Source organism: Kitasatospora sp. NBC_01300, from assembly GCF_041435235.1.
Classification (GTDB): Bacteria; Actinomycetota; Actinomycetes; order Streptomycetales; family Streptomycetaceae; genus Kitasatospora.
Genome location: NZ_CP108408.1, coordinates 1581097 through 1602038 on the forward strand (window position 1 = coordinate 1581097; position 20942 = coordinate 1602038).

The 20942-nt window shown below is 72.9% G+C and carries 20 protein-coding genes and 1 tRNA gene; 9 read left to right on the forward strand and 12 right to left on the reverse strand.

What is annotated here, in order from left to right:
- The 5 genes from OG556_RS06900 to OG556_RS06920 form a co-directional block, all read right to left on the reverse strand.
- Positions 1-864, reverse strand: a complete 864-nt coding sequence (locus OG556_RS06900; RefSeq protein ID WP_371516319.1) for a carbohydrate-binding protein — start codon at positions 862-864, stop codon at positions 1-3.
- A gap of 129 nt (positions 865-993) precedes the next feature.
- Complete coding sequence (locus OG556_RS06905; protein WP_371516320.1) at positions 994-1923, reverse strand: AraC family transcriptional regulator; 930 nt, start codon at positions 1921-1923, stop codon at positions 994-996.
- Positions 1924-1971: 48 nt separating this feature from the next.
- Positions 1972-2757 carry an SCO1664 family protein gene (locus OG556_RS06910; protein ID WP_371522604.1) on the reverse strand — a complete coding sequence of 262 codons (786 nt, stop codon included), beginning with the start codon at positions 2755-2757 and terminating at the stop codon, positions 1972-1974.
- Between the two features lie 56 nt (positions 2758-2813).
- Positions 2814-3392 carry a DUF3090 domain-containing protein gene (locus tag OG556_RS06915; protein ID WP_371516321.1) on the reverse strand — a complete coding sequence of 193 codons (579 nt, stop codon included), beginning with the start codon at positions 3390-3392 and terminating at the stop codon, positions 2814-2816.
- A gap of 343 nt (positions 3393-3735) precedes the next feature.
- A complete protein-coding gene (locus tag OG556_RS06920) occupies positions 3736-4428 on the reverse strand; it encodes a histidine phosphatase family protein (protein WP_371516322.1) in 693 nt (230 codons plus the stop codon).
- 236 nt (positions 4429-4664) lie between these two features.
- Between OG556_RS06920 and OG556_RS06925 the strand changes: the two genes are divergently transcribed.
- The gene (locus tag OG556_RS06925) at positions 4665-5648 is read left to right on the forward strand and encodes a magnesium and cobalt transport protein CorA (RefSeq protein WP_371516323.1); all 984 of its coding nucleotides are present in this window, start codon (positions 4665-4667) and stop codon (positions 5646-5648) included.
- 23 nt (positions 5649-5671) lie between these two features.
- On the opposite strand, the gene OG556_RS06930 is transcribed toward OG556_RS06925, so the two are convergent.
- On the reverse strand, positions 5672-6718 hold the full coding sequence (locus tag OG556_RS06930; RefSeq protein WP_371516324.1) for an LLM class F420-dependent oxidoreductase: 1047 nt from the start codon (positions 6716-6718) through the stop codon (positions 5672-5674).
- A gap of 251 nt (positions 6719-6969) precedes the next feature.
- On the opposite strand from OG556_RS06930, the gene OG556_RS06935 reads away from it, so the two are divergent.
- Both OG556_RS06935 and OG556_RS06940 read left to right on the forward strand, forming a co-directional pair.
- The gene (locus OG556_RS06935; protein WP_371516325.1) at positions 6970-7950 is read left to right on the forward strand and encodes an aldo/keto reductase; all 981 of its coding nucleotides are present in this window, start codon (positions 6970-6972) and stop codon (positions 7948-7950) included.
- A 49-nt stretch (positions 7951-7999) separates the two neighbouring features.
- On the forward strand, positions 8000-10378 hold the full coding sequence (locus tag OG556_RS06940) for a helix-hairpin-helix domain-containing protein (RefSeq protein ID WP_371516326.1): 2379 nt from the start codon (positions 8000-8002) through the stop codon (positions 10376-10378).
- A 78-nt stretch (positions 10379-10456) separates the two neighbouring features.
- On the opposite strand, the gene OG556_RS06945 is transcribed toward OG556_RS06940, so the two are convergent.
- On the reverse strand, positions 10457-11062 hold the full coding sequence (locus OG556_RS06945) for a hypothetical protein (RefSeq protein ID WP_063346931.1): 606 nt from the start codon (positions 11060-11062) through the stop codon (positions 10457-10459).
- A 366-nt stretch (positions 11063-11428) separates the two neighbouring features.
- On the opposite strand from OG556_RS06945, the gene OG556_RS06950 reads away from it, so the two are divergent.
- Positions 11429-11638 carry a DUF5703 family protein gene (locus OG556_RS06950; protein ID WP_033350848.1) on the forward strand — a complete coding sequence of 70 codons (210 nt, stop codon included), beginning with the start codon at positions 11429-11431 and terminating at the stop codon, positions 11636-11638.
- A gap of 317 nt (positions 11639-11955) precedes the next feature.
- Here the strand turns inward: OG556_RS06950 and OG556_RS06955 are convergent, their stop codons facing one another.
- From OG556_RS06955 to OG556_RS06965, 3 genes are all read right to left on the reverse strand, one after another.
- Positions 11956-12813, reverse strand: coding sequence for a chaplin family protein (locus tag OG556_RS06955; RefSeq protein ID WP_371516327.1), 858 nt, complete (start codon positions 12811-12813; stop codon positions 11956-11958).
- A gap of 335 nt (positions 12814-13148) precedes the next feature.
- Positions 13149-13391: a chaplin gene (locus tag OG556_RS06960; protein WP_371516328.1), complete on the reverse strand. Its 243-nt coding sequence runs from the start codon at positions 13389-13391 to the stop codon at positions 13149-13151.
- Between the two features lie 249 nt (positions 13392-13640).
- Positions 13641-14972, reverse strand: a complete 1332-nt coding sequence (locus OG556_RS06965) for a M20/M25/M40 family metallo-hydrolase (protein WP_063346934.1) — start codon at positions 14970-14972, stop codon at positions 13641-13643.
- A gap of 291 nt (positions 14973-15263) precedes the next feature.
- Here OG556_RS06965 and OG556_RS06970 point away from each other — a divergent pair.
- Positions 15264-15351: transfer RNA gene (locus OG556_RS06970), tRNA-Leu, on the forward strand.
- Positions 15352-15489: 138 nt separating this feature from the next.
- Here OG556_RS06970 and OG556_RS06975 read toward each other — a convergent pair.
- Positions 15490-17166, reverse strand: coding sequence for a DUF6297 family protein (locus OG556_RS06975; RefSeq protein WP_371516329.1), 1677 nt, complete (start codon positions 17164-17166; stop codon positions 15490-15492).
- 5 nt (positions 17167-17171) lie between these two features.
- Positions 17172-17870 (reverse strand): ATP-binding cassette domain-containing protein, encoded by a 699-nt coding sequence (locus tag OG556_RS06980; RefSeq protein WP_371516330.1) that lies wholly within the window; start codon positions 17868-17870, stop codon positions 17172-17174.
- A gap of 505 nt (positions 17871-18375) precedes the next feature.
- Between OG556_RS06980 and OG556_RS06985 the strand changes: the two genes are divergently transcribed.
- From OG556_RS06985 to OG556_RS07000, 4 genes are all read left to right on the forward strand, one after another.
- A complete protein-coding gene (locus OG556_RS06985; protein ID WP_371516331.1) occupies positions 18376-18549 on the forward strand; it encodes a cypemycin family RiPP in 174 nt (57 codons plus the stop codon).
- 106 nt (positions 18550-18655) lie between these two features.
- Complete coding sequence (locus OG556_RS06990; protein ID WP_371516332.1) at positions 18656-19504, forward strand: hypothetical protein; 849 nt, start codon at positions 18656-18658, stop codon at positions 19502-19504.
- Positions 19501-20412, forward strand: a complete 912-nt coding sequence (locus tag OG556_RS06995) for an alpha/beta fold hydrolase (RefSeq protein ID WP_371516333.1) — start codon at positions 19501-19503, stop codon at positions 20410-20412. The genes OG556_RS06990 and OG556_RS06995 overlap by 4 nt, the downstream gene beginning before the upstream one ends.
- Positions 20409-20939 (forward strand): hypothetical protein, encoded by a 531-nt coding sequence (locus OG556_RS07000; protein ID WP_371516334.1) that lies wholly within the window; start codon positions 20409-20411, stop codon positions 20937-20939. The genes OG556_RS06995 and OG556_RS07000 overlap by 4 nt, the downstream gene beginning before the upstream one ends.
- The last annotated feature ends 3 nt before the right edge of the window (positions 20940-20942 follow it).

Sequence of the window (20942 nt, forward strand, 5' to 3'; positions counted from 1 at the left end):
CTACGACCGCTGCCAGAGGGCCGGCACGTTCGGCGGCTCCCAGCCCACCATGGCGGTGTGCGCCTGGAGGCAGACGTAGGAGGCACCGGAGTAGGTGACGCGGTCGCCCGCGTTGTACGAGGCCCCCGGCCTCCAACTGCCGCTCGGCGGCGTGGGCGTTCCGGTGGGGGTTCCGGTGGGGGTTCCGGTCGGGGTTCCGGTCGGAGTGGCGGTGGGGGTCGGGCTCGGCGTGCCCGGGGTCTGCGGCACGTCCAGGACGAAGTCGTAGCTGCCCTCACGGCCCGGGCCGTTCTGGCGGACGTTCATCAGCAGCCGGGCGTCGTAGATGGTGTCCGTGTTGTTGCGCGGCTCGCCGGGGAAGTAGAGCTGGGTGGTGAGCACCGGGCGGCCGGGCGCCTGGAGCTTGACGTGGAGGTGCCGGGTGCGGCCCGGGTAGAGGCCGGGGACGATCGTGTCCAGCTTGAAGGCGCCGTTCGCGTCGGTGAACTGGTGGCCGCGGAAGGTGAACCCGCTGTTGTCGTAGGCGCCGTTGTCGTCGGCCTGCCAGAAGTCCAGCAGGACGCCGGAGATCGGTCGGCAGGCACGGCCGAAGACGTAGCCGCTGACGGTCAGCCGGGTGCCGGGGCCGTCGTTGACCATGGAGCTGCGCAGTGGGGAGTTGGGCTTGAAGTAGGGGCCCTCGGTCTGCTCGATGGTGGGGTCGTCGCCGTCGTGGCACTCGGGGGTGAGGCCGGGGGGCCGGCCGGTGCCGGCCTGCTCGCGGGCCAGCGCGACGCCGCCGCCGACCAGCAGCGGGGCGGCGCCGAGCGCGGCGGCTGCCTTCAGGACGGTCTTGCGGCTGATCATGCCGTCGGGCGTGGGCATGCGCCCTCTCCTTCGGGTGGGGGGTGGGGGATGTGGGGGGCGGCCCTTGCCATGGTGGGGGCATGACAAGGGCCGAACCGGCCGCCCGTCCGCGCGCGCCGGACCGGCCACCGGTGGCCACCAGCAAAGTTACGGGCAGTCCGGGGCCGCCGCGATGGACGCGATCCGGGGATCGTGGTGATTTCCGTCGACCCGGGCCCGGAACTCCCCCGGCGTCATCCCGGTCTCCCGCCGGAAGAAGCGGCAGAAGTAGGCCGGGTCGGCGAAGCCCGCCTCCTTCGACACCTGACGAATCGTCAGGTCCGTGCAGGCCAGCAACCGTTTGGCCTCCAGGGTCTGCTGGCGCCGGATCAGCCCGCCCGGGGTGCGGCCGGTGGCCTGCTTGACCAGGGTCTGCAAGTGGCCAGGCGAGACGCCGAGTTCCTGCGCACTGGACGCCACCGAGTGCCGCACCCCGCCCGGGCCGGCGATCAACCGGGTGAAGGCGGAGGCCAGTTCGGTCGGCCGGCCGGGCGGCGACGGCCGCTCCCCCGGCCGGCCGGCGCGCAGCGCCCGGACGATCAGGATGTGCAGACTGGCCCGCAGCACGCCCTGGTAGCCGGGCTGCCTGGAGCGGTACTCGTGTTCCATGTCGGCGAGCAATGCGCCGATCGGACCGGCCTGTTCGCCGAGCCCGAGCGCGGGGCGGGTGGCCAGGGTGCGCAGCGCGGCGAGGTCCTGCGGGTTGCGGAGCAGGAAGTCCTCGTTGAACAGGACGACCTGGCCGGTGAGTTCGTCCGCGTCCGACCAGTAGTGCACCTGGCCGGGTGTGATCACGCACAACTGCGGTGGCGCCAGCGGCCGGTGGACCAGGTCCAGGACGTGGGCGCCGCGGCCGCCGGTGACGTGGACGATCTCGTAGAACGAGTGCCGGTGCGGGAAGCCCGCCCGGGACAGCGGGCCGATCGTGTCGAAGCTCCCGATGGCGAACGGGAGCAGGTGCGGCAGCGGGACCTGTAGCCGGTGCAGCGGCAGGTCCGGCGTGGTGCGGGGGGTGGGGGTGGTCCGTAACGCGTCCATCGGAGCAGTGTGCTGCCGGTTCGCGGACAGGTCCAGACCATCAGCCTGCTAGACCGGGGGCCAGGGGATCGGGGGCCAGTCCTCGGAGGGCAGCGGGTGCCGGCCGGTGCGGCGCAGCCCGGCCACCCGGGCCCGGGTCGCCTCCAGTTCGGCGGCGGTCAGGTGCGGGGCGAGGCGCGCGGCCAGCTCGCCGTCCAGCCGCTCGGCGAGCCGGGTCAGCACCTCCAGCGCCTCGGCGGGCAGCGGCTCGCCGGCCCAGCCCCAGAGCAGGGTGCGCAGCTTGCCCTCGGTGTTGAAGGTGACGCCGTGGTCGATGCCGTAGACCCGGCCGTCGGCGGCCGCGATCAGGTGGCCGCCCTTGCGGTCGGCGTTGTTGAGCACCGCGTCCAGCACGGCGAGCCGGCGCAGCCGCTGGTCGTCGTGGTGCACCAGCAGCGCGGTGCGTCCCCCGCCGACCTCGGCCCGCACGATCGGCAGCCAGCCGTGCTCCGGGCCGCGCGGGTCCTGGAGGGCCAGCAGCGGCTCGGCCTGCGGATCCGGCTCGACCCACAGCTGCACCATCCCGGGCCCGTGCGGCCCGTCGCGCAGCACGGTCGGCGGCACCAGCGCCCAGCCCGTCGCGGCCGACACCTCGTACGCGGCGACCTCGCGGCCGGCCAGCGTGCCGTCCGGGAAGTCCCACAGCGGGCGCTCCCCGGCGACCGGCTTGTAGACGGCCTGCGCGCTCAGCGAACCGTGCGTGGCGGTGCAGTACAGCGCGGCGTTGGACGCCTCGGTGAGGCGCCCGTGCACCGTCAACTCGCCCTCGCGCAGCAGCTCCAGCGCGGTGGGCACGTCGGCGGCGAGGGCGGCGGCGGCTGCCGGGTCCGCCTGGGGCGGGGTCTCGGTGTTCAGCGCCGGTAGCCGTTCGCGCGCGGGCACAGGTGGCCCTCCGGGTCGAGCGGGAGGTTGCAGAACGGGCAGGGCTTGCGGCCGGCCGAGACCAGGTCCAGCGCCCGCTTGGCGAACACCCGGGCCATCGCGCCGGACAGCCGCACCCGCAGCATGTCCGGGCCGTTGTCGTCGTCCTCGAAGACCGCCGCAGCGCTGTCCTCGTCCTCGTCGTCCTCCTCGACCTCGATCAGCGCCTGCGCCTCGACCACCAGGCAGCCGTCCACGCCGTCCCAGGCCAGGGCCATGGTGCCGACCCGGAACTCCTGCTCCAGCGGCAGGTCCAGCGGCGCGGTGTCGAGCAGGTCCTGCGGGGCGGCGGCCGGGATGGAGACGTCGCCGCCGCTGCGCCGCAGCGCCTCGTCCAGGACCTCGTCGATCCGCTCGGCGAGCGCCGCCACCTGGGTCTTCTCCAGCAGGACGCTGGTGATCCGGCCCCGGGCGCTGGCTTGCAGGTAGAACGCCCGGGCGCCGGGCTGGCCGACGGTGCCGGCCACGAACCGTTCGGGCTGGTCGTAGAAGAAGACCTGACGGGGCACGCTCTCGCTCCGGATCGTGTCGGTCGTGGGGATCACAGGGATCGTTCGGACGTCATGGCTCGGGCTGCCGTACGGCGGCCCGGGCGCGGGCTCGCCACGCGGCGGGGCTCGTTAGTCACCCTACGACCTCCGGGCCCCCGCAGGGGAGCCGAGCCGCTGTGGCACCGGCCAGCTCAGACGGTGCCGCCGGCCGTTGCGGAGCGGGGTGCGGCGGCCCTCCCGCCCACGTGGGGCGGCTCCGGACCGGACGGCTCCGGTCAGGTCGAGTGGTGCCGGTCGGGCCTGGGCCGGGGTCGTACCAGGCAGGTCAGGCGAGTCATGCGGGTCAGGCGGAGCGGCCGTCTCAGCTGGTGCCGCCGACCACCGCGTCGCCCGCCGGGGCGGCCGGGGCCGCGCCGGGCCTGGGCGCGAGCGAGCCGAGGTCGCCGGTGTCGCCCATCCTCAGGACGAAGGGCCGCTGCGGGGTGTAGCGGATCGCGGTGACCGAGCAGGGCTCGACGCTGATCCGCTGGAAGTGGTCCAGGTGCAGGCCGAGGGCGTCGGCCACCACCGCCTTGATCACGTCCCCGTGCGAGCAGGCGAGCCAGACCGCGTCCGCGCCGTGCTCGGCGGCGATCTTCTCGTTCCACTCGCGGACGGCACCGACCGTCCGGTGGCTCAGCTCGCGCAACGACTCCCCGCCGGGGAAGGCCGCGGCGGCCGCGTGGTCCTGCACGGTGCGCCAGAGCGGCTCCTTGGCCAGCTCGGCCAGCGGCCGGCCGGTCCACTCGCCGTAGTGGCACTCGCCCAGCCGCTCGTCCTCGGCGGGCGGGCCCAGCTCGGGCCGGGCCGCCAGCAGCGGCTCCAGGGTCTGCCGACAGCGCTCCAGCGGGCTGCTGACGGCCTGCACCAGCGGGATCCCCGCGAGCCGGCCGGCCAGCGCGGCGGCCTGCGCGCGCCCGGTGTCGTCCAGGTCCACGCCTGGCGTCCAACCGGCCAGGATTCCGGCGGTGTTCGCGGTCGAGCGGCCGTGGCGGACGAGCAGCAGGGTGGGCATGGGGCTCAGCCTACGGCCTCCGGGCGCGGGCGTGGAGTGGCGGTGCGAGGTGCGGCCGTCGGGTGCCAGCGTGGGGTGCCGGCGTGGGGTGCGGGCACCGGGTGCGGGCGGTGGGGTGCGGGCGCGGAGTTCGGGCGTGGGGTGCGGGACGTCCTGAGCCGCCGCAAGCACCGGCCCGCGAGGCCGACCTGGCCCGGCTCCGCCCCGGGCGCCCCGGCCCGGGCCACAATGGCCCGATGATCGTCCACTGCGCCAGCTACCACGACGGCCACCGGATCGAGGCCCCCGACGACCTCGCCGGCGCGCTCGCCGCCGCCCGCGCCGCCGGGCCCGGCGGCTTCGTCTGGATAGGCCTGTTCGAGCCCACCGCCGAGGAACTCGACCACGTCGGAAGGGAGTTCTCCCTGCACCCGCTGGCCGTCGAGGACGCCGTCAGCGCCCACCAACGCCCCAAGATCGAGCCGTACCAGGGCTCCCTGTTCGTCGCCCTCAAGACGCTCGGCTACCACCCCGGCGCCCACGCGGTGACGATCGGCGAGGTGATGGTCTTCCTCGGCGCGGACTTCGTGATGACCGTCCGGCACGGCGCCGACGCCCCGCTCTCCGGCCTGCGGGCCCGGCTGGAGAAGCAGCCCGAACTGCTGCGCTACGGGCCCAGCTCGGTGCTGCACTCGGTCTGCGACACCATCGTCGACGGCTACATGGAGGTGGCCACCGGGCTCCAGACCGACCTGGACGAACTGGAGGCGGACGTCTTCGCCCCCAACCGGGTCGGCCGCGACACCGCCGGCCGGATCTACGGCTACAAGCGCCAGGTGATGACCGTCCGCCGCGCCACCGGCCCGCTGCTGGAACCGACGCTGCGCCTGGCCCGCGGCGGCGAACCGTACATCCGCCCGGAGACCCTGCCCTACCTGCGGGACGTCGCCGACCACCTGGCCCGGGTGACCGACCAGGTCGACGGCATGGACCGGCTGCTGTCCGACATCCTCAACGCCAACCTGGCGCAGGTCAGCGTGCAGCAGAACAACGACATGCGGAAGATCTCGGCCTGGGCGGCGCTGGCCGCCGTGCCGACGATGATCGCGGGCGTCTACGGGATGAACTTCGAGGACATGCCCGAACTGCACCAGCCCTGGGGGTACCCGGCGGTGCTGTCCCTGATGGGCGTGGTCTGCATAGTGCTGCACCGGGTGTTCAAGCGGCACGACTGGCTGTAGTGCCGCTCGACGGCCCCGGACGGCTACGCCAGGCCGGCGCGCTCCAGGGCCTCGACGCCGGTGCGCAGCGCCTGGATCCGCTCGTCCAGGGTGAAGCCGGACGGGGCCAGGGTGAGCGTGGTGACGCCCGCGTCGGCGTAGGCCTGCATCCGGTCGGCGATCCGGGCGGTGTCGCCGATCAGCGAGGTGGCGTCGATCAGGTCGTGCGGGACGGCGGCCGCGGCGCCCGCGTAGTCCTTGGCCAGGTACTTCTCCTGGATCTCGTCGGCGGCCTGCTCGTAGCCCATCCGCCGGGCGAGCTGGTTGTAGAAGTTCTTCTCCTTGCTGCCCATGCCGCCGATGTACAGCGCGGCGTAGGAGCGCTGGGAGTCGACGCCGGCCTTGATGTCCTCGCCGACCGCGATGGTGACGGTCGGGCAGAGGTCGAAGCCGTCCAGGCCCTGGCCCGCCTTGGCGCGGCCGGCCTTCAGCGGGTCGAGGGAGAGCGCGGCGTGCTCGGGCGAGAAGAAGATGCCGAGCCAGCCGTCGGCGATCTCGCCGGTCTGCTCCAGGTTCTTCGGGCCGATCGCCGCGATGTACAGCGGGATGTGCTCGCGCACCGGGTGCACGGTGAGCTTGATCGGCTTGCCGGGGCCGCCGGGCAGCGGCAGCGTCCAGTGCGCGCCCTCGTGGACCAGCCGCTCGCGGGACATCGCCTTGCGGATGATCTCCACGTACTCACGGGTGCGGGCGAGCGGCTTGTCGAACTTCACCCCGTACCAGCCCTCGGAGACCTGCGGGCCGGAGACGCCGAGGCCGAGCCGGAAGCGGCCGCCGGACAGGGTGTCCAGGGTCGCCGCGGTCATCGCGGTCATCGCCGGGGTGCGGGCGGGGATCTGGAAGATGGCCGAACCGACGTCGATCCGCTCGGTCTTCGCGGCGACGAAGCTCAGCACCGTCGCGGCGTCCGAGCCGTACGCCTCGGCCGCCCAGCACACCGAGTAGCCGAGCCGGTCCGCCTCCTGGGCCACGGCGATGTTGTCGGCGTCCATGCCGAGACCCCAGTAGCCGAGGTTGATTCCGAGTCGCATGTGCCGAACCTTCCAGTCGGTGAGGGTTGGTGGCGAGGGTAGCCGCGCACTCGCCGGTCATGCTACTGACCGGTAGTGGTGGTCTGGGTCACACCCGCCGCCGCCCGGGCCCGGTGATCGTTCTGCGGGTCGCCACCCCTGCCCGGACACCGGCCGCTACGCTCAGCCGACGTGGGGAGCGCTCTCCCCACCTGCGCGTTCTCAGGGCTACCGGGGCGCCCGGTGCCACCGGCCAGTGGAGGGCCCGTCCGATGGAAAAACGTCACCTCGGCCGTACCGGTCTCCAGGTCTCCCGGCTCGGCCTCGGCACCATGACCTGGGGCCGCGACACCGACGAACACGAGGCCGCCGAGCAGCTCAAGGAGTTCGTCGACGCCGGCGGGACCCTGCTCGACACCGCCGACGTGTACGCCGACGGCGGCGCCGAGTACCTGATCTCCCGGCTCACCGACAACCTCGTCCCCCGCTCCGAACTCGTCATCGCCACCAAGGCCGGCAGCGTGCCGGAGTCCGCCCGCCGCTTCGACGGCTCCCGCGGCCACCTCCTCGCCGCCCTCGACGCCTCGCTGCGCAGGCTCGGCACCGACTACGTCGACCTGTGGCAGGTCCACTCCTTCGACCCCCTGACGCCCGCCGAGGAGACGCTCAGCGCCCTCGACATCGCCGTCTCCTCCGGGCGCGCCCGGTACGTCGGGGTCTGCGACTTCAGCGGCTGGCAGCTCGCCAAGGCCGCCACCTGGCAGCGCGCCCACCACGGGCGCACACCGCTGGCCGGGGCCCAGCTGGAGTACTCGCTGCTCCAGCGCGGCATCGAGCGCGAGGCGCTGCCCGCCGCGGCGGACGCCGGGGTCGGGCTGCTCGCCTCCTCACCGCTCGGGCGCGGGGTGCTCACCGGCAAGTACCGGCACGGCGTCCCGCAGGACTCGCGCGGCGCCTCGCCCTACCTGTCCGGGTTCGTCCAGCCGTACCTCGGGGAGCGCTCGCGGCGGATCGTCGACGCCGTCGCCACGGCCGCCGACGGCCTCGCCAGCAGCCCGCTCGCGGTCGCCCTCGCCTGGGTCCGGGACCGGCCCGGAGTGGCGAGCGCGCTGGTCGGGGCCCGTACGGTGGCACAGCTGCAGGCGGCGCTGTCGGTGGAGGCGCTTACGCTTCCGGGTGAGATCCGTGGTGCGCTGGACGACATCTCGTCACCGGTGCACCGCTACCCGGACCAGGGGTGGAGCGAGCTGTAGCCCCCCTCGTTCAGCTGAACACGCAGTGGAGTGACTCTTGGAGCGGACGATGAGTGACACGGAGAACGGCGCTCCGGAGGAGACCTCGGCAGTCTCGGCGAGCCCGGCGGAGTCGGCGAGCCCGGCGGAGTCGGCGAGCCCGGCGCAGTCGGCGAGCCCGGCGGAGAAGTCGAGCTCGGTTGAGACGGCGATCACGGCTGAGACGGCGAGCCCGGCGGAGTCGGCGAGCCCGGCGCAGTCGGCGAGCCCGGCGCAGTCGGCGAGCCCGGCGGAGAAGTCGAGCTCGGTTGAGACGGCGATCACGGCTGAGACGGCGAGCCCGGCTGAGAAGGCGGCGGCGATCGCCGAGCTGGCGCAGCGGATCCGCAGCGTCGGCCCGCAGGCCGCACCGCCGGAGGGCGAGGGCCGGCCCGCGGCTCCCGAGGGCGCCAAGGACGTCAAGGACGCCAAGGCCCCGGCCCCGGCCTCCGCGCAGCCCGACCAGCAGCGCGCGCAGGCGCTCAAGGACACCGCCGAGGTGCTGATCGCCGGGGGCGCCCCGGCCGATCTCGCGGCCGCCGCAGTGGCCGAGTTCGGCGACGGCGCCGCCGAACAGCTGCGCTCCGACCCGTGGGCCGTACTGTCCCTGCCCGGCGTCCGCCCCGAACACGCGGACGGCTTCGCCCGCGGCCTGCTCGGCCCCGCCGCCGGCCCCGGCGACCCGCGCCGCGCCCAGGCACTGGTGCCGTGGCTGCTGGAGCAGGCGGCGCTGCGCGGCCACTCCGCCGTCGAGGTCGCCGAGATCGCGGCCGGGCTCGACCGCCACGGGCTGCCGGACTCGGCCGCGGCGATCCAGGCCGCCGTCCTGGACGGGCGCGCGATGCCGTTCCAGGAGGAGCTGACCGGTCCCGAGGCACACGCGGCGGGCGGCGACGAGGACGAGGAGCCGCCGACCCGGACGCTGCTCGCCCTGGAGCGGCTCGCACTGGCCGAGGAGAGCCTCGCGGACGGGCTGGTCCGGCTGATGTCGACCTTCGTGCCGGGCGAGGACCCGGAGCCGGGCGACGAGGACGCGGCGGCGGAGGATGCGGAGGATCCGGCGGAGGACGCCGAGTCCGCGGCCGACTCCACGCCGGGCTCCGACCCCGAGGCGGACTCCGACTCCGAGGCGGACTCCGACTCGGGCGCGGCCCCCGCGGAGGCCACGGCGAAGGACGCGACGGAGGCCACGGTGGAGGACGCTCCGCAGGCCCCCGCCGCGCCCGGCCCGACCGCGTGGGCGGCTGCCGCCGAGGCCGCGCCGTCCTCCTCCGCGACCGCCCTGATCCAGGCCGTCGCCGACAGCGCCCTGGTGCTGCACACCGGCGGCGAGGCCGCCCGCGCCGAACCCGCCGCGCTGCTGGCCGCGGCCGGCGGCCTCGGGCTGCGGGCCTGGGCCGCCACCTGGACCGACCAGGGCCGGGAGTCCTTCGCCGCACTCACCGACACCCCGGCCGCCGTGATCACCCTCGCCGACTTGCTCTCCGGCGCCGCCGGGCCGGGCCGCTCCTCCGACGGCACGCTCGCCCTGGACGTCCTGGTCGTCCTCGACGCCCCGCTGCTGGACGTCGAACTGGCCGCCACCGTCCTGGAGTCGCTCGCCGACGGCACCCGGCTGGTGCTCAGCGGCGACCCCGGCCAGCTCTGGTCGGCCGGCCCCGGCCGGTTCTTCGCCGACCTGCTGGCCGCCAAGGTCTGCCCGGCGGTCGCCTCCCGCACCCCGGACTTCGGCCCGATCGGCGAGCTGGTCTCCGGCGTCGGCATCGGCGAGCTCCAGCCCGTCGAGGCGCCGGACAAGGAGGTGGTCATCCTGACCGCGAAGGACGGCGGCGAAGCCGTCCACCGCGCCCTCCAGCTGCTCACCGACTCCATCCCCCGCGCCCTCGGCATCCCCGCCGAGCAGGTGGTGCTGCTCACCCCCGGCCACGGCGGCCCGGCGGGCACCCGGGCGCTGAACGCCGCCGCGAAGGCCCGGCTCAACCCGGGGCCCGGCCGGTTCGGCGGCTTCGACCCGGGCGACCGGGTGGTCGACTCCCCGGCCCCCGGCGTCACCCGCCCGGCCCGGGTGCTGGACGGCGACGCCACCGGCCTGCACCTGGCGTACGCGGACGGCTCGCGCCGGACGGTCCCGCCCGCCCAGGCCGGCCGGCTGCGGCACGGCTGGGCGCTGACCGTCCACCAGGCACTCGGCCGCCGCTGGCCGGGCGCGGTCGTGGTGCTCCCGGAGGACGCCGGCCCGGCGCTCACCCGGCAGTGGGTCTACACCGCCTTCGGCCGCGGCGAGCGGCACCTGTCCGTGGTGCACGCGGCGGGCCCGGCGCTCGCCCAGGCCGTCACTGAGCGCCCGGCGCAGCCGCGCACCACCCGGCTGCGGGCGATCCTCGCCGAGAACGCCGCCTCGGCGTACTAGAGCGTGTCAGCGGAACGCGCGGAGGGCGGGCCCCCTACAGGTGGGGCCCGCCCTCCGGGTGTCTGCACGACGAACGGTTCAGTCGTCGGGGTCCTCGTCGTCGTAGACCTCGCTCACGTCGAACCGGCAGATCAGCATCTGCGGGTCGGCGTGCTCGAAGGGCTCCGGCAGCCACTCCCCCGGCTCGGTCGGCTCCGCCGCCGCGACCCAGAGCGTCGAGTCCGCCTCCTCCAGGCCGAACTCCTCGCTGCGGGCGGCGATCTCGTCCGGCTCGTACTCGCCGAACAGCACGCCGATCGCGGCGTTCACCCCGCTGGTGCCGCCCCCGCCCGGAGTCAGCGACTCGTCGAGCCGCTCGGCCTGGGCGCGCAGCCGCTTGGGGTCGGCGACGTGGTAGTCGCGGCGGATCAGCACGCTGATCGCCTCCGGCTGTTCGGGGCCGTGGTAGCCGCCCGGACCCTCGTCCCCGGGGATCTCGAAGGGGGTGACCTCGTCGTAGACCTCGTAGAGGATCTGGTCGTAGGCGATGGCCGCCGTCGCGAGCTGCTCGTAAGCGGCGGACACAGCGGGATCGTCCGCTGCGCTGGGGCTCGACACCGCTTCCAGATGACGGTCGATGGCGGCCTTGACCGCCTCGGCGGCGGCGCGTACCTCGGCAATGGTTGGCTGCGCGGCATCAGACATGGTGCAGACGCTATCTCCCCGCGGTGTCGGTACGCACAGCGGTTGTCACCTACACCCGCGATTTCACCGCAACTTCCCCCCTGATGTCCGATCCGCGTGGTTCTGTCCCCGCGCATGCCCGGCGCGAAGGGCGTGCGGCCGGGCCGCGCGGGGCCGATCGGGTGCCGCTTCGCGCGCCGGGATCGGGGTATCCCGTCCGGAGGAACAACGGAACTGATGCACTGTCAGGCGGGTCGGCGCGCCCCGGCCGGTCCGGGGCGTCCCGCCGGGTCGGACGGACGGCCGGGAGGACGACCGGAAATACCCGGGCCGACTGTCCGAGGCAGGTCGTAGGCTTGCGTGCAGGTGATCCTCAGGAGGAGAGTTTTGACCCCACCGAAGCCGGTCCGGCAACCGGAGTACGAGTACCAGTCGCTGCGCATGCCGCGCGGCACCACGCGCAATGCGGCACGCCAACTGCTCACCGAGCACGCCGAGTACGGGCACTGGGAGCTCGACCGGCTGAGGCTGTTCCCCGACGGGAGCAGGACGGTCCGGCTGAAGCGGCGGATCATCCGGCAGGTCCGGAGCTGGTGACGGGCGAGCGCGCCTGAACCCATGAGCCCACCCGCCGCGGCGGGGAAGGGCCGGGCGGAAGGCCGCCCGACCGGGGGGCTCCGGGCTCGGGGGACTCCAGGCCCGGGAACGCGCCCGTCGCGGTGGGGATCCCACGCCGGGCTCTCGGGCCGGGGCTCCACGTCACGTCAGGCCTTGATGCGGGTTTTCACACCGGATCTCCGCCCGCCCGCGGCCGCCCGTACCTCCAGGCGGCCGCGGGCGCGTCACGCTCCGGCCTCGTGCTCCGGCGGCGCCGCGGGGGGTGCGGCGCCGGCGGGGTGCGGCCTACCGACGGATCAGCGGGCCCCGGCGCGGGCGCGGCGGTAGAGCACACCGCCACCGAGCAACAGGGCGAGGCCGGCGGCGCCGAGCAGTTCGACGTCACCGGCGCCGGTGGAGGCCAGCTGGCTGCCGACGGCGCCGCTCGGCGTGGAGGCGACGACCGGGGCGGCGGTGCGGGCCGCGACCGGGGCGACCTGTCCGCTCGTGACCGGCGCGACGGCGGGGGCCGAGTGTGCGCCGGCCTCGGGGGTGGTGGACGGGCCGCCGTTGCGCGGGTAGCCCGGAGTCTCCCCGCCGACCTGCGGCGGGATGGACGGGCTGTGCGTCTCGGGGCAGTCGTCGGCCGGCTTCGGGGTCGGGGAGGGCTGCGCGACGTTGGCGCAGTCGTTGCCGAAGGCCGGGTTCCCGACGCCGACCACGTCGACGGAGTTGCCGCAGGCGTTGACCGGGACGTGCACGGGGGCCTGGATGCTGTTGCCGGAGACCACGCCGGGCGAGTTGGCGGCGACGCCGGAGGCGGACGCGCCCGAGGCGGCGGAGCCCCGGTCGGTGCCGCCGTTGGCCCCGGAGCCGGTGTGGGAACCGGAGCCCGCGTGGGAGCCGGAGCCGGTGTGGGAGCCGGAGCCCACGTGGGAGCCGCCCGGCTTCGCGGCCTCCGGGTGGCCGCCGGCGTTGGCGCAGCGGTTGCCGTAGGCCGGGTTCAGCACGCCGATCACGTCGACGGTGTTGCCGCAGGCGTTGATCGGCACCTCGACCGGCACCTGCACCGAGTTCCCGGAGGCGACACCCGCCGATCCGGCGGCACCTCCCTGGGCCTCGGCGCCCGCGTAGGCGTAGCCGGCGGTCGAGGCCAGGACACTGCCGGTGGCCACGACCGTGAGGATCCCCTTCTTGGCTACATTCCTCATCTTTTCCCCTGACGTATCGAGAACGACGTGACGACCTTGACGTAAATACCTTCCGAAAGTCGGAATTTCCGTATATCCGGATATCCGGCAAGGTCTTCGACTGCACAGGAGTTAACGAGAGAGCGGCTGGGAGGTTGAGCCGAACGAACCAACTTCACCCGATCGAGCGATTGCCCCCTTGTTTACCTCTCCACACCCCGCTCCCCGTTCCCCGCATGCAAGCGGCCCCCGGGCGGCGCGTCCGCCGCCCGGGGGCCGGATGAGTCGGCTCAACGAGCCTCAGCGGCTCGGAGCGTGACTCAGAAGTTGGCGCAGTGGTTGCCGAACGCCGGGTTCAGCACGCCGATCACGCTGATGGTGTTGCCGCACAGGTTGACCGGGACGTGCACCGGGATCTGCACCTGGTTGCCGGAGACGACACCCGGGGAGCCAACAGCCGCACCCTCGGCGCCGGCACCGCCGTGAGCGGACGCGACACCGGCGGCGGCGATCACCAGGCCACCGGTGGCGGCGGCAACAGCGGCGATCTTCTTGACCTTCATCATTCCTCCTGTATGGACAACGCAACCCGTTCGGCGGGTTGCACAGGGATGAACGAGGGTGTGGCAAACGGGGTACGGAACAGATTTGCCATTCACCCGCAACGGTGATGGTCCGCACACACGGTCGATCCGCATTTCCTTGCAGGATCGTTTCTGTTGATCTCCTTCGACCTGTCCCAAATCATTAGCTCGGACAATGCGGACGGCCCGCCCCCGGCACTCCGGGAACGGGCCGTCCACCCGAGGTGCTCAGCAGGCGTCGAGGAACCGGTCCAGCACCCGGACGCCGAACTTCAGCCCGTCCACCGGCACCCGCTCGTCCACGCCGTGGAACATCCCGGCGAAGTCCAGCTCCGGCGGCAGCTGCAGCGGCGCGAAGCCGAAGCAGCGGATCCCGAGGTCCTGGAACGACTTGGCGTCCGTCCCGCCCGACAGGCAGTACGGCACCGCGCGGGCGATCGGGTCCTCCGCCCGCAGCGCCGTCTGCATCGCCTCGACCAGCGCGCCGTCGAAGGTGGTCTCGATCGCCTTGTCCGAGTGCAGGCTCTCCCGCTTCACGCGCGGGCCCAGCACGCTGTCCAGCTCTGCCAGGAACTCCTCCTCGTAGCCGGGCAGGAAGCGCCCGTCCACGTGCGCGGTGGCCTGGCCGGGGATCACGTTGACCTTGTAGCCGGCGCCGAGCATGGTCGGCTGGGCGGTGTTGCGCAGCGTGGTGCCGATCATCTTGGCGATGCCGCCGAGCACCCGCAGGGTCTCGTCCATGTTCTCCGGGTCGAGCTCGACCCCGAGCGCGTCCGACAGCTCGTTCAGGAACGCCCGTACGGTCTTGGTGATCCGCAGCGGGAACTTGTGCCGGCCGAGCCGGGCGACCGCCTCGCACAGCTCGGTGATCGCGTTGTCGTCGTTCTCCATCGAGCCGTGCCCGGCGCGGCCCTCGACCGTCAGGCGCATCCAGTGCATGCCCTTCTCGGCCGTCTCCACCAGGTACAGCCGCACCTGGTCGTTGACCGTGAAGGAGAAGCCGCCGACCTCGCCGATGCCCTCGGTCACGCCCTCGAACAGCTCCGGGTGCTTGTCCACCAGGAACCGCGCCCCGTACGTGCCGCCGGCCTCCTCGTCCGCGACGAACGCCAGCACCAGGTCGCGCGGGGGCTTGCGGCCGGTGCGCAGCCGGTCGCGGACCACCGCGAGGGTCATCGCGTCCATGTCCTTCATGTCGACCGCGCCGCGCCCCCACACGCAGCCGTCCGCGATCTCGCCCCCGAACGGGTCGTACGTCCAGTCCGCGGCGTTGGCCGGCACCACGTCGGTGTGGCCGTGGATCAGCAGGCCCGGGCGGGAACGGTCCTCGCCCTCGATCCGCACCACCGTCGAGGCCCGGCCCTTGGCCGACTCGAAGATCTGCGGCTCCACCCCGAACTCCGCGAGCTGCTCGGCGACGTACTCCGCCGCCTTGCGCTCGCCCGGGCCGGAGCCGTCCCCGTAGTTGCTGGTGTCGATCCGGATCAGATCGCGACAGATCCCGGCGACCTCCGACTCAGCCGTCGCCCTCGGCCCCGCCGACTCGCTCCGCTCGCTCACGGTCACTCCTCGTCTTTGGCCCGCACCGACGCACCAGCGCGCCACCCCCAGGACCTGCACCCGGGCCGTACGAGCACGTACGCCCATCCTCCCCCAGCCCCCGACCCGGATCCACCCCCTGCGCGCCCCCGAAACCCCCTGGTCACGCCCCCGCCACACACTCCCCCTTGCCCCCGCCACCGCCCCCACTCCCCCGCCCCGAACCGTTTTGGGACCCCAAGCCGATCTTTGCTACAGTTACATCTGTCAGCGCGGCCGACGAGAGAACGGAAGCCGCAAGGACAACACCCGGTCCGGGTGGCGGAATGGCAGACGCGCTAGCTTGAGGTGCTAGTGCCCTTTATCGGGCGTGGGGGTTCAAGTCCCCCCTCGGACACCAGCAAGACCCCTGTTGATACAGGGGTCTTTTGCTTTTCCCGGCCGTCGTGTGACCAACCGCGGGGCCGGCGGCCGACCTCGTAGGGCCGGTCGATCCGACGTGACGGCGGGTCGGCCGGCCCTTGGGGTGGGGTCGGGGCTATCGGGTGTGGAGGCGGTGGGCGGTGCGCCGGGCCCACCAGAGGGCGGCTGCGGTGACGGCCAGGGTCCAGGCGAGTTGTGCCACCGCGTACGGGTGGCCCTGGGCCGCGGAGCGGGCGAGCGGGAACAGGAGGGTCCCGACCACCAGCGGGCCGCGCAGGTACCAGACCGCCACCTGGCCGGGGCCGGTGTTGCCCATGGGGGTGTTGACACCGATCGTCAGGTGCATGGGCACGACGCCCCGGTAGGAGCTGACCAGCGCGGCAGCGGTGAGTGCGGGTACGGCCGCGAGGAGCGGGAGAAGCCCTGCGGTGTCCCGGCCGACGAGCGCGCACGCCAGTGCGCCGGCTCCGGTGAGCGCGAGGAGGAGGCCGCCGGGCACCGCCGAGTGCTGGAGGGCGAGCGACTTGAACGTCCAGGGCAGGTTGGTGGAGCGCCGCTGGTCGTCGCTCTCCAGCCGGGCCGGCTCGGTGAGTTGAGCGGCCGCCAGGTATTCGGCGGCCAGGGACAGCACGACGACGATCTGCTGTGCGGTCGAGGTGAAGGAGGGGGCGGCCGCGGTCAGTCCAACGGCGAGCCCGCTCCAGACGACGGCCCACCCCAGGCGGCGGGGGTTGCGCAGCAGGCAGGTGAGGTCGCGCCACGGGACCAGCAGCAGCGGGTGCCGCGGCATGGGGAGGCGGAGCCGGGGGGTACTGCTCCGCTCCTTGAGCCGCGGTACTCCGGAGCGGGCCTGGCGGAGGTCGAGCATGAGGACGGACGTGCTGATCTGGGCGGCGACCGTCGCGCGCAGTCTGAGGGCGGCCTGCGGGATCGCGGGCAGTTCCCGCCAGGCGAGGACGAGGGCGACCACCGGGGTGCCGACCGACAGCACCGTGCCGACGGCGCCCGCCGTACCCACCAGACCGAGCGCCCACAGGAGCGGTTGGGACGCCCACCCCCACGGGCCCGACCAGAGCAGGAGGTCCTGCAGCCAGCCCGTCCGCCCCTGCGTCCATGCCGTCCACACGCCGGCGGCGGCGACCCCGGCGAGGAGCCACCCCGCGGCGAAGACCCCGCGGCCGTAGCGGGACATCCACCGGTCGTTGCGCTCGACCAGGACGCCGACCGCGCTCGTGGTGAGCGCCACCGAGACGCCCGTCCAGGAGCCCGCGAGGGTCAGCAGGATCCACGACTGCGGGGCCAGGCCCTGCAGCAGGAAGCCCGCGACCGCGCCGGCGACGCCGCTCACCACGGTGGCCAGCGCCACCGAGGACCACAGCCCCGGCGCGAGCAGGGCCCGCCGGTCGACGGCCGAGGGCAGCAGGAAGCCGGTCGTGGCCCGGTCCAGCAGGACCGGGCCGCGCCACATCGCGCCCCGAGCGGTGAGCAGCAGGGCGAGGACCAGCACCGCCGGGACCAGCGCCAGGAGCGTCGCGGACGCCTGTTCCCCGATCTGCACGGGTGGCCGGTCGGCCGCCCGGGTCGAACTCGTCCACTGGAGCAGGGCGGGGACGCCCCAGCAGCCGCCCACCAGGAGGACCGTGTAGGCGATGAACCACGCGCTCCTGCGCTTCTCCTGGCGCGTGCCGCTCCGGGCTTCGCGCAGGAACCGCAGGGTGTCCGCGGTGCAGTCCCCCGACCTGTCGGGCACCCGCGCCCTCGTCCCGATCGCGGGTGCCACGCTGTCGCTCAAACCGCTCATCCTTCCCCCTGCACCGCCCCGGACGGGCCCGAGTGCCCCGCACGCGAGCCGACTTCGACGATCTGGTCCGCGACCTCGTTCAGGGCCCGGTGGTGGGTGGCCATGAGGACGGCCGTTCCGCGGTCGCGGTGCTCCGCGATCAGGCGGGCGAGGGCGGTCCGGGCCTGGGAGTCGAGCCGCTGCTCGGGCTCGTCCAGGATGAGGAGGTCGTGCGGCCGGATGAAGGCGGCGGCGAGGAGCAGCGCCTGGGTCTGCCCGGAGGACAGGGCCGAGGGGAACTGTTCGGACTGCGCCGTGAGGCGGTGCGACTCCAGCGCCCCGTCGACCGCGGCATCGGCTCCGCCGCCCATGCCGTGCGACAGCGCCACGAGCCGCAGGTGCTCCCGCACGGTGAGGTCCGGATAGAACGCACCGGGATCCATCACCGACGCGACCCGCTTGCGCACGTCCAGGGAATCCTCGTGGATCTCCTCCCCGTCGAAGACGACCGATCCTGCGGAGGGTCTCTCCCGGCCGGCCGCCACGCGGAGCAGGGTGCTCTTGCCGGATCCGTTGTCCCCGACCAGGGAAACGCACTCACCACGGTGAATGCGGAGGGAGACCCGGTCGAGCACGGTGCTGTCACCGTACGCGTGTGTGACGTCGACGAGTTGCAGCAGCGGTGCGTCCGCCGCCTTGCCGGTTTTCTTTTTCAATCGACGAGCCGTCTTCTCTCGGATGATCGAAACGTTCATTTTCACACTTTTCTGAACATTGGGCCGATCATAGCAAGGCGTCCCAATCCTGCAAAGCCGACCCAAATACACCCTCCAGGCGGCTCGGCATACATCCCCCTGGGGCCGCAGAGGCCGCCAAGTCAAATGGGGCGATTCGAGGCCATACGGACTGTTCGGCGGAATCCACCGCCCGCCCGGATTCCCGATCAAGGCCTGACCTGCGATATCAATGATCGAATACAGGAACATCCGGGGACTCCGCAACAAAAGGGGCATTGCACAGAATTCGAAGAATGTCCACCTACAATGGAATTGGTCAATTTCTTCGAAATTATCCGCCGCCGATTCGCATTGCGCACACCATGGGCACATCAAGGGTCTTCCGATGGTTACCGGAACGACATATGGTCGAACGGCAGCGGCCGGCAGCGGACGTCGGTCCTCTGCGGGTTGGCCGCTGTCTCCACCATCAAAAGGAGAAAGAGTGAACGCCACCGAATCGCGTGTCGAGTTCGTGACCGATGCCGTCAACGCTTCGTTCGCGGAGGCGCAGGAGGGTTTCGTGAACGCACACAACGCTCCCGCGATGACCACCCCCACCATCGTCGCCGTGTGCGAGGTCGTCGTGACGGGCAGCACGATCTGCCTCGGCTGCTGAACCACTGACCCACCGGTGACACCACCCATGTGAGCAGACGGGCCGGAAAGGGGGACGCGCGGTTCCCCTTTCCGGCCCCGCTCGACTGGAGCACGAGGACGCGTGAATGCCATTCACTAAGATCGTCAACGAGCCTTCCCACCTCATATCGCGCGAGGACGCGCATTACTGGACGCTGGCCCCGGCCGCGGTGGGCGAGATCATCAGCGGCCTCGAAGCCTTGACCAGGACGGCCGCCTACGGACCCAACGGGCTTTTGCAGGGCCTGAGTTCGAAACGCGAGCGCAGCGTGGTCCCGCAGGCCCTCCGCAAGGCGATCGACAGCCGCGGCGGTGCCGTCGCCATCAAGGCCATGGGCGTCGTCGGCGGGGCGCTGACCCTGACCGGCCGCAGGAGCCGGGCGCAGCAGATCGCCGGAGCCGGCCTGATGCTGGCCTCCAGCGGCCTGAGCAAGTACCGCACCTCGTTCGGCAGGGACGGGGCGGACCACATGGCCGCCCTGATCTGCGGCTACCGCGTGCTCACCGCCCTGGTCCCCGGGGCCGAGAAGTCCGACGACCTCTTCCTGCGCGCGGTCAACGCCCAGACCTTCATCGCCTACGTGACCGCCGGCGCGGCGAAGGCGATCTCCAGCACCTGGCGGTCGGGCGAGGCGCTGGAACAGGTCCTGCAGACCCAGCAGTACGGGGACAGCGCGGTCGCCAAGTGGCTGAAGAAGAGCCCGCTGCTGTGCAGTTCGATGACGTGGTTCACCATCGTCTGGGAGACCGGGTTCCCGGTCGTCTACCTGCTGGCGCCGGCGAACGCCCGCAGGGCCCTGGCCGGCGTCAAGCTCTTCCACCTGGGCATCGCCGTGACGATGGGCCTGCCGCGGTTCTTCTGGGGATTCAGCTCGGCCCACGCGGCGGTCCTCTACGCCGTGGACCGCCTGCCCAGGAACGGGGGCCGGGGATGAGGTTCGAACGCCAGGTGGTCGCCACCTTCGGCGCCGCCGCCGTGGTCAGCGCCTACCTCTCGTACATCCGCCTGGAGGAGGAGTACACCCGGCGCAGCGGACTCAAGGGGACCTCCCTGATCCAGGGCCCGGACGGCCTCGCGATCGAGTACGCGCTCGATGCCGGGGGGCTCGGCCCCACCGCCCCCGTCGCGGTCCTCGAAAGCGGCCTGGGCGCGCCGCTGGAGTCCTGGGACTGGGTGGCCGGGCTGCTCGGCCGGCGCTTCCGGGTCCTGCGCTACCACCGCAGCGGGTACTGGCGCTCGAAGAGCAGGCTGCGGCCGGCCCAGATGGTCGAGTTCCTCCTGCAACAGCTCGCGCCGGAGGGCGACGTCGTCCTGTGCGGCCACTCGATCGGCGCCCTCACCGCCATGAACGTCGCGGCGGAGTCCGCCTACGTGCGCGAGCGCGCCACCACCCTGCACATCGTCGACGGGACGGACGCCGTGCTCCTCGGTGAGGACCGCGGGTCGAAGCGGCGGGTGGCGCGCTACAACCAGGACACCGCGCGACGGCTGCTCGGCTCGGCCCTGGGCACCACCCGCTGGCTGACGAGCCCCACCGAGCGGGAACTCGAGTACCGCCCGGACATCCAACGGGCGTACCTGGCCTCGATCTCCAGCCCCCAGGTGCTGCTGACGGCGCGCCAGGAGTACCTCCACGAACCCCTCGCCGGCCAGGACTTCGTGGCCGCCGGGCCGCTGCGGCGCGTCGTCATCTCGGCCGCCAACAACACCGAGCAGCAGCGCAGGCTCAGCGAGCGGGTCGCCGCGGACTTCCACGTCGTCCCGGCGAGCAGCCACCGGTCCATCATCGCCAAGCCCGCCCTGGCGCAGCAGACGGCGGCGATCATCCTGGAGAACTCATGAGCGCGTGGCGCCGGACCGTCACGTCCCTGGTCAAGGCCGCCCTGGTGACGCACGTCGTGCTGACGGTCTTCGAGAACCTGCCCGACGACAAGCTGCCGATCAAGATGCGTCTGCCGTTCTTCCCCGACCTGCCGCAGTGGCGCTTCTTCGCCCCGAACCCCGGCATCGAGGACCTGTACGTCTTCTACCGCACGCGCGCGACGCCCGCGGACGGGTGGACCACGTGGGCCGACCTGGCCATGCGGAACGAGGCGAAGCCGCTCGCCGTGCTGTGGAACCCGGGGAGCCGGGTCCCGAAGGCGCTGTTCGACATGGCGTCGCAGGTGCGCACGCTCGCCTCGAACGGGGCCATGTTCGAGTGGATGCTGAACAGCGACGGGTACAACCTGATGGCCGGGGCCGTGCGGGACGCGTGCAGGAGGAGCAGCGGGTCCGGGGACTACCAGTTCATGATCGTGGCGTCCGTCCCGACCGAGGGTGCCGACGGGATCAAGCGCATCATGATCTCGCCCGAACTCGCCCTGTGAACC

Bases quoted from the DNA above. Each gene is read 5' to 3' on its own strand.
- OG556_RS06900 (WP_371516319.1), bottom strand. From the start codon at position 864: ATGCCCACGCCCGACGGCATGATCAGCCGCAAGACCGTCCTGAAGGCA.
- OG556_RS06905 (WP_371516320.1), bottom strand. From the start codon at position 1,923: ATGGACGCGTTACGGACCACCCCCACCCCCCGCACCACGCCGGACCTG.
- OG556_RS06920 (WP_371516322.1), bottom strand. From the start codon at position 4,428: ATGCCCACCCTGCTGCTCGTCCGCCACGGCCGCTCGACCGCGAACACC.
- OG556_RS06925 (WP_371516323.1), top strand. From the start codon at position 4,665: ATGATCGTCCACTGCGCCAGCTACCACGACGGCCACCGGATCGAGGCC.
- OG556_RS06930 (WP_371516324.1), bottom strand. From the start codon at position 6,718: ATGCGACTCGGAATCAACCTCGGCTACTGGGGTCTCGGCATGGACGCC.
- OG556_RS06935 (WP_371516325.1), top strand. From the start codon at position 6,970: ATGGAAAAACGTCACCTCGGCCGTACCGGTCTCCAGGTCTCCCGGCTC.
- OG556_RS06940 (WP_371516326.1), top strand. From the start codon at position 8,000: ATGAGTGACACGGAGAACGGCGCTCCGGAGGAGACCTCGGCAGTCTCG.
- OG556_RS06945 (WP_063346931.1), bottom strand. From the start codon at position 11,062: ATGTCTGATGCCGCGCAGCCAACCATTGCCGAGGTACGCGCCGCCGCC.
- OG556_RS06960 (WP_371516328.1), bottom strand. From the start codon at position 13,391: ATGAAGGTCAAGAAGATCGCCGCTGTTGCCGCCGCCACCGGTGGCCTG.
- OG556_RS06990 (WP_371516332.1), top strand. From the start codon at position 18,656: ATGCCATTCACTAAGATCGTCAACGAGCCTTCCCACCTCATATCGCGC.
- OG556_RS06995 (WP_371516333.1), top strand. From the start codon at position 19,501: ATGAGGTTCGAACGCCAGGTGGTCGCCACCTTCGGCGCCGCCGCCGTG.
- OG556_RS07000 (WP_371516334.1), top strand. From the start codon at position 20,409: ATGAGCGCGTGGCGCCGGACCGTCACGTCCCTGGTCAAGGCCGCCCTG.